This is a genomic window from Burkholderia sp. HMSC10F09 (assembly GCF_001806955.1).
Classification (GTDB): Bacteria; Pseudomonadota; Gammaproteobacteria; order Burkholderiales; family Burkholderiaceae; genus Burkholderia; species Burkholderia multivorans.
Genome location: NZ_KV786670.1, coordinates 1 through 7,596, shown reverse-complemented (window position 1 = coordinate 7,596; position 7,596 = coordinate 1). Strand labels below are relative to the sequence as shown.

Annotated in this window: 4 protein-coding genes; 1 reads left to right on the top strand and 3 read right to left on the bottom strand. The window is 66.2% G+C overall.

The features are described 5' to 3' along the window. A partial coding sequence (locus HMPREF3115_RS11505; protein ID WP_256276128.1) for an FGGY family carbohydrate kinase occupies positions 1–596 on the bottom strand: 596 nt, incomplete at its 3' end. 422 nt (positions 597–1,018) lie between these two features. Here HMPREF3115_RS11505 and HMPREF3115_RS11500 point away from each other — a divergent pair. Beyond that, a complete protein-coding gene (locus HMPREF3115_RS11500; RefSeq protein ID WP_070554465.1) occupies positions 1,019–2,395 on the top strand; it encodes a nucleobase:cation symporter-2 family protein in 1,377 nt (458 codons plus the stop codon). A 389-nt stretch (positions 2,396–2,784) separates the two neighbouring features. Here the strand turns inward: HMPREF3115_RS11500 and HMPREF3115_RS11495 are convergent, their stop codons facing one another. Continuing rightward, positions 2,785–4,308: an efflux transporter outer membrane subunit gene (locus HMPREF3115_RS11495; protein ID WP_070554463.1), complete on the bottom strand. Its 1,524-nt coding sequence runs from the start codon at positions 4,306–4,308 to the stop codon at positions 2,785–2,787. After that, positions 4,308–7,508 (bottom strand): efflux RND transporter permease BpeB, encoded by a 3,201-nt coding sequence (gene bpeB / locus HMPREF3115_RS11490; RefSeq protein ID WP_006406477.1) that lies wholly within the window; start codon positions 7,506–7,508, stop codon positions 4,308–4,310. Before bpeB ends, HMPREF3115_RS11495 begins: the two co-directional genes overlap by 1 nt. Between the last annotated feature and the right edge of the window lie 88 nt (positions 7,509–7,596).

Here is a 7,596-nt window from a genome sequence, read left to right as displayed (position 1 = left end):
GCCGACGCGCGTACCGGCGCGAAGCGGTCGGCCGGCAACGCGAGCGCCTCGATCCGCGCGCGATCCCACGCGCCGTCGGGCGACGCAAGCGCCGTCGCGCACGCATCGCTCGGATCGGCCGCGACCTCGCCGCCGAGCGCGACGCGCAGCCAGTCTTTCGGCTGCACGGCCCAGCGCGCGGCACGCAATGTGTCCGGCTCGTGCGCGGCAAGCCAGCACAGCAGCGGGCCGGCCATTCCGGGCGCGACCGGATTCGGCGCGTCCGGCCAGCGCGCCGCCTCTGCTTCGCGCGACGCGCGCGTGTCGGGCCACAGCAGCGCCGGCCGCACCGGACGCGCGGCCGCGTCCATCAGCACGACGCCGTGCATCTGGCCCGACAAGCCGATCGCAACGACCTGCGCGCGTTCGTCGGCCGGCAAACGCGCGGCCGCGCGCAGGAGCGCGTCCCACCACGTCTCGGGCGCGATCTCGGCCCAGCCCGGTCGCGGCGACGACAACGGATATGGTTCGCTCGCGACCGCGCGTTCGACGCCGTCGGCATCGATCGTGACGAGTTTGACGGAGCCGGTGCCGAGGTCGATGCCGAGCAGACGCATGACGGGATCAGGATTCGAATGAACGGATGTCGATGATAGCGGGATCGTGATGCCGCCCGGATTTTCGCGATGCGCGTCGCCTGCGCGGCGGCGGGCAGCAATCGGTTGCACCGCGCGGCAAAACGGCGGTTCGCGGGTTAACCCGATGCGCTTTTCGTGCAGGCGATTTCGGGACTATGCGGATCGCGCGATACACATCATAAGGTTGCCGATATTTGACATGGGGGGCCGCCCAATTTTGGACAGCTATAAAACCGTAGAACCTCACTCCAGCGGCGTTTCCCCATGATCGACACCTCGTCTCATGCCGAATTGGCATATCGAACCAGCAAAGAACGGAATAGAACCCAGTGCTCTTGTGACACCGGTGCATTCCGCATAACTTCGTATCACCCCGAAAACAAGATCATGGAGTGAGACAGATGCAATCGAACACGGTCCATCCGTGCGATGAGGTGTTGCCGACCGGCAAGCTTGTAACGCTCGGCCTGCAGCACGTCCTCGTCATGTACGCCGGCGCCGTCGCCGTGCCGCTTATCGTCGGCGGCGCGCTGAAGCTGCCGAAAGACCAGATCGCGTTCCTGATCAGCGCCGATCTGTTTTCGTGCGGCATCGCCACGCTGATCCAGACGCTCGGCCTGTGGATCTTCGGCATCCGCCTGCCCGTGATCATGGGCTGCACGTTCGCGGCCGTCGGCCCGATGATCGCGATCGGCACGAACCCCGGCCTCGGCATTCTCGACATCTTCGGCTCGACGATCGCAGCCGGCATCATCGGCATCGTGCTCGCGCCGATGATCGGCAAGCTGCTGCGGTTCTTCCCGCCCGTCGTCGTCGGCACCGTGATCTCGGTGATCGGGCTGTCGCTGATGGAAGTCGGGATCAACTGGGCGGCAGGCGGCGTCGGCAACCCCGAATACGGCAGCCCGGTCTACCTCGGCCTGTCGCTGCTCGTGCTCACGCTGATCCTGCTGATCAACAAGTACGGCCGCGGCTTCGTCGCCAACATCTCGGTGCTGCTCGGGATCGTCGCGGGCTTCGTGATCGCGTTCGCACTCGGCCGCGTGAACACCGACGGCGTATCGGTCGCGCCGTGGGTCGGTTTCGTGATGCCGTTCCACTTCGGCTGGCCGCACTTCGACCCGCTGTCGATCGCGACGATGGTCACGGTGATGTTCGTCACGTTCATCGAATCGACCGGGATGTTCCTCGCGGTCGGCGACATGGTGGAGCGCCCGGTCGATCAGGATCGTCTCGTGCGCGGGCTGCGCGTGGACGGCCTCGGCACGCTGATCGGCGGCATCTTCAACTCGTTCCCGCATACGTCGTTCTCGCAGAACGTCGGCCTGATCGGCGTGACGGGCGTGAAGAGCCGCTTCGTGTGCGCGACCGGCGGCGTGATCCTCGTGCTGCTCGGCCTGTTCCCGAAGATGGCGCAGGTCGTCGCCTCGGTGCCGCCGTTCGTGCTCGGCGGGGCCGGCATCGTGATGTTCGGGATGGTCGCCGCAAACGGCGTCAAGGTGCTGTCGAAGGTCGACTTCGTGAAGAACCACCACAACCTGTTCATCGTCGCGGTCAGCATCGGCATGGGCCTCGTGCCGGTCGTGTCGCCGCACTTCTTCTCGAAGCTGCCGCCGGCGCTCGCACCGATCCTGCATAGCGGCATCCTGCTCGCATCCGCGTCGGCCGTGATCCTGAACCTCGTGTTCAACGGCGTGAAGGGCGAGAAGGACGCGAAATGCGAAATCCGTCGCGCCGGCCACGACTTCGACGGACAGGCCGTCGACGCGCATCACTGATCGAACAACGCATGCGCCGCGACGCGGCGCCGCGATCGACCCAGACGCCACGGGTGAAACCGTGGCGTTTTTGTTTGGGAGTATGAAGATCGGGCGTCGGCCTGCGGTCGTGCGATCGCGCGATTGTGGGATTGCGCAAGCGCGCGAGTGCGGCACCGGGCACACGACGCGCGCGTCGACGAGTGCCGGCCCGGCTTGCGCACGCGCGCACGGGCACCACACACACGGCCTAACGTCGCATACGCCGCACACGCCGCATAAAAAAAACGCCACGAACTCACGTCCGTGGCGTTTTCATCGACTGCCGGCGCGGCGATCCGCGATCTCGACCCGGCAGCGTCTCGTCGAAGCGAAGTGAAGCGAGCGGCGCGCGCCGCCCGCTCTTACGCTTACCCGTTCGTCGCCGCAGCCGACGCCGACGCAGGCGCCGAGGCCTTGTCGTAATCGACCGTCTGATCGGGCGCGCGCGGCGTCTCGCCCGCCCGCTCGATCCAGCCGCCGCCGAGCGCACGATACAGATCGACGAGGTTCGTCCAGCGCGCGAGCCGCGCATTGATCAGCGCCTGCTGCGCGGTGTACAGATCGGTCTGCGCGGTCAGCACCGACAGATAGCTGTCGACACCGTTCTTGTAGCGCAGGTCCGACAGATCGAAGCGGCGCTGCTGCGCATGCGTGTTGCGCTCGAGCGCGGCGATCTGCTGATCGTACGTGCCGCGCGCGGCCAGACCGTCGGCCACTTCGCGGAACGCGCTCTGGATCGCCTTCTCGTAGTTCGCGATCTCGATGCGCTTCTGCACGTTCGCGAAGTTCAGGTTCGCGATGTTCTGCCCGCCTTCGAAGATCGGCATCGTGATCTGCGGCGCGAACGACCACGCCGCGGTGCCGGCCTTGAACAGCCCGCCGAGCGTGGGGCTCGCGGTGCCGAACGCGCCCGTCAGCGAGATGCGCGGGAAGAATGCCGCGCGCGCCGCGCCGATGTTCGCGTTCGCGGCGAGCAGCGTCTGCTCGGCCTGCATGATGTCCGGACGGCGCGTCAGCAGATCCGACGGCAGCCCGGCCGGCACGTCGGCGAGCAGGTTCTGCGCATCGAGCGGCAGCCCCGGCGGCAGATCGTCCGGCAGCGGCTCGCCGATCAGCAGCACCAGCGCGTTGAGCGCCTGCGCACGAGCGCGCGCCTGCGCCTGCTGGTTCGCGAGCGCCTGCTCGACGACCGTCTGCGCCTGACGCAGCTCGAGCTCGGAGCCCGTGCCGTTGTCGAACTGCAGCTTCGTCAGGTCGTACGAGGCCTGCGCCGTCTTCAGCGTGTCTTCCGTGACCTTCAGCAGGTCGTCGGTCGACAGCAGCGTCAGATACTGATCCGCGACCTGCGACACGAGCGAGATCTCGGCGGCCTGCCGCGCATACGCGGTCGACAGATACTGCGCGAGCGCCTGGTCCTTCAGGCTCTGCACGCGGCCGAACAGATCGAGCTCCCACGACGCCGACAAGCCGACGTTGTAGACGCGCGAAATATACGGCGCACCCGTCTGCGACACGCCCTGCGGCGTGCGCTGGATATTGCCGGTGCCCGTACCGTCGAGCGTCGGGAACAGGCCCGCGCGCGTGATCTGATACTGCGCGCGCGCCGCCTCGATGTTGAGCACCGACACGCGCAGGTCGCGGTTGTTCTTCAGCGCGATCTCGATCAGCCGCTGCAGGCGCGGATCGACGAAGAATTCGCGCCAGCCGATGGCGGTCGCCGCCTGGCCGTTCGCGCTGCGCGCGCCGGCAGCGCCCGGCTGCGTCGCATAGACGCCGCCGGACGGAAACGCCTGCGCGACGGGCGCGTCGGGCCGCGTGTAGTGCGGCGCCAACGTGCAGCCTGCGGCAAGGAGCGCGACCGCGATTGCAGTCAAAGCGTGTTTTTGCATCATCACTGTCCCTTGTTGCCTTCGTCGCCGTTGCCCGGCTTCTCTTCGTGGTGCGAGTGCTCCTGAGCCAGGCGCAGCGCCTCGTCGACGTCTTCCTTCTCGCCGCTGAAGATCGCACGGATCTTCACGAAGAACATCGGGATCATGAAGATCGCGAGGAACGTCGCGGTGATCATCCCGCCGATCACGCCCGTACCGATCGCGTGCTGGCTCGCCGAACCCGCGCCGTTGCTGATCGCAAGCGGCAGCACGCCGAGAATGAACGCGAGCGACGTCATCAGGATCGGACGCAGCCGCAGACGCGCCGCTTCGAGCGCGGCCTCGATCGGCCCCATCTTCTCCGTCATCTGCAGTTCGCGCGCGAACTCGACGATCAGAATCGCGTTCTTCGCGGACAGACCGACCGTCGTCAGCAGGCCGACCTGGAAGAACACGTCGTTTTCCAGACCGCGCAGCGTCGCGGCGAGCAGCGCGCCGATCACGCCGAGCGGCACGACCATGATCACCGAGAACGGAATCGACCAGCTCTCGTACAGCGCCGCCAGACACAGGAACACGACGAGGATCGAGATCGCGTAGAGGATCGGCGCCTGCGAGCCCGACTGGATTTCCTGGAACGACAGACCCGTCCACGAGTAGCCGATGCCGGTCGGCAGCTTCGTCGCGAGCGCTTCCATCGCGGCCATTGCCTGACCGGTCGACTTGCCCGGTGCGGCCTGACCCTGGATTTCCATCGCCGAAATGCCGTTGTAACGCTCGAGCTTCGGCGAACCGTACGTCCAGTGGCCGGTCGCGAACGCGCCGAACGGCACCATCCCGCCCGAGCCGTTGCGCACGTACCAGATGTTCAGGTCTTCCGGCGTCATCCGGAACGGCGCGTCGGACTGCACGTACACCTTCTTGATCCGGCCGTCGGTGTCGAGGAAGTTGTTCACGTACTTCGACGCCCACGCGATCGAGAACGTCTGGTCGATCGCATCCGCCGTCACGCCGAGCGCGTTCGCCTTCTCGCGATCGATGTCGACCTTGTACTGCGGCGTATCGTTCAGGCCGTTCGGACGCACGCCCTGCAGCGTCGGATCCTTCGCGGCCATGCCGAGCAGCTGGTTGCGTGCGGCCATCAGCGCGTCGTGGCCGAGACCGGCGTTGTCCGTCAGCTCGAAGTCGAAGCCGGCGGCCGTGCCGAGTTCCGGAATCGACGGCGGGTTGAACGGAATGACGATCGCGTCCTTGTAGCCCGAGTAGCGGCCGAACATCCGGCCGATCAGCGCCTGCACCTTCTGGTCCGCGTGCTGACGCTGCGCGTAGTCCTTCAGGCGCACGAACACGAGACCGGAGTTCTGGCCGCGGCCCGCGAAGCTGAAGCCGTTCACCGTGAACGCCGATTCGACGATGTCCTTCTCGTCCTTGAGCAGATAGTCGGTGATGTTCGCGAGCGTCTTCGCCGTGGTTTCCTGCGTCGAGCCGGACGGCGTCTGCACGATCACGAACATCAGGCCCTGGTCTTCATCGGGCAGGAACGACTTCGGCAGCCGCACGAACAGCAGGCCGACCGCGACGATCACGACCAGATAGATGATCAGCCAGCGGCCGGACCGCTTGATCACGTGGTGCACGCCGACGTGGTACTTGTCGCGGCTCGCGTTGAACGTGCGGTTGAACCAGCCGAAGAAGCCCTTCTTCTCTTCGTGATGGCCTTGCGGGATCGGCTTCAGGATCGTCGCGCACAGCGCCGGCGTCAGAATCAGCGCGACGAGCACGGACAGCACCATCGCGGACACGATCGTCAGCGAGAACTGCCGGTAGATCGCGCCGACCGAACCGCCGGAGAACGCGACCGGCACGAACACGGCGGACAGCACGAGCGCGACGCCGACGAGTGCGCCGGTGATCTGGCCCATCGCCTTGCGTGTCGCCTCCTTCGGCCCGAGCCCCTCTTCCGCCATCACGCGCTCGACGTTCTCGACCACGACGATCGCATCGTCGACGAGCAGACCGATCGCGAGCACGAGGCCGAACATCGACAGCGTGTTGATCGAGAAGCCGACGAGCGACATGATCGCGAACGTACCGAGCAGCACGACCGGCACCGCGATCGTCGGGATGATCGTCGCCCGCAGGTTCTGCAGGAACAGATACATCACGAGGAACACGAGCACGATACCTTCGAGCAGCGTCTTGACCACTTCCTCGATCGACAGCTTCACGAATGGCGTCGTGTCGTACGGATACTTGACGACGAGCCCGTGCGGGAAGTATTTCGACAGCTCGTCGACCTTCGCGCGCACGGCCTTCGCGGTCGCGAGCGCGTTCGCGTTCGTGGCGAGCTGGATGCCGAGCGCCGCGGACGGCTGGCCGTTGTACTTCGTATCGAAGTTGTAGTTTTCGGCGCCGAGGCCGATCTGCGCGACGTCCTTCAGACGCACCTGCGAGCCGTCCTGGTTCACCTTCAGCAGGATGTTGCCGAACTCGGCCGGCGTGCGCAGCAGCGTCGCCTCGGTGATCGTCGCCTGCAGCAGCGTGCCGGGCTTCGCGGGCGTGCCGCCGATCTGGCCGCCGGCGACCTGCACGTTCTGCGCGCTGATCGCCGACGTCACGTCGACCGGCGTGAGCCCGTAGTTCGTCAGCTTGACCGGGTCGAGCCACACGCGCATCGCGTACTGCGAGCCGAACAGCGTGACGGTACCGACGCCGTTCAGACGGCTGATCGGATCCTGCACGTGCGACGCGACATAGTTCGCGAGGTCGTAGCGGTTCATGCTGCCGTCTTCGGAGTTGAACGCCAGCACGAGCAGGAAGCTGCTGCTCGACTTCGTCACCTTCAGACCGAGCTGCTGAACCACCTGCGGCAGAATCGGCGTCGCGAGCGACAGCTTGTTCTGCACCTGGACCTGCGCGATGTCCGGGTTGGTGCCCGGCGCGAAGGTCAGCGTGATCGTCGCGGTGCCCGAGTCGTCACTGGTCGACGACATGTACAGGAAGTTGTCGAGCCCGCTCATCTGCTGCTCGATCACCTGCGTCACCGTGTCTTCCACCGTCTTCGCGGACGCACCCGGATAGTTCGCGCTGATCTGGATCGACGGTGGCGCGATGGTCGGGTACTGCGCGATCGGCAACGTGAAGATCGCCGCAACCCCGGCCAGCATCAGGATGATGGCGATCACCCACGCGAAGATCGGGCGATCGATAAAAAACTTTGCCATGAAACAGGCTCCCTGTTATTGCGCGCCCGAAGCGGCGGCGGACGACGCCGCGGCGGCGCTAGCCGGCGCGCCCAACGCGCCGGCACTC

Bases quoted from the DNA above. Each gene is read 5' to 3' on its own strand.
- HMPREF3115_RS11500 (WP_070554465.1), top strand. From the start codon at position 1,019: ATGCAATCGAACACGGTCCATCCGTGCGATGAGGTGTTGCCGACCGGC.
- HMPREF3115_RS11495 (WP_070554463.1), bottom strand. From the start codon at position 4,308: ATGATGCAAAAACACGCTTTGACTGCAATCGCGGTCGCGCTCCTTGCC.
- bpeB (WP_006406477.1), bottom strand. From the start codon at position 7,508: ATGGCAAAGTTTTTTATCGATCGCCCGATCTTCGCGTGGGTGATCGCC.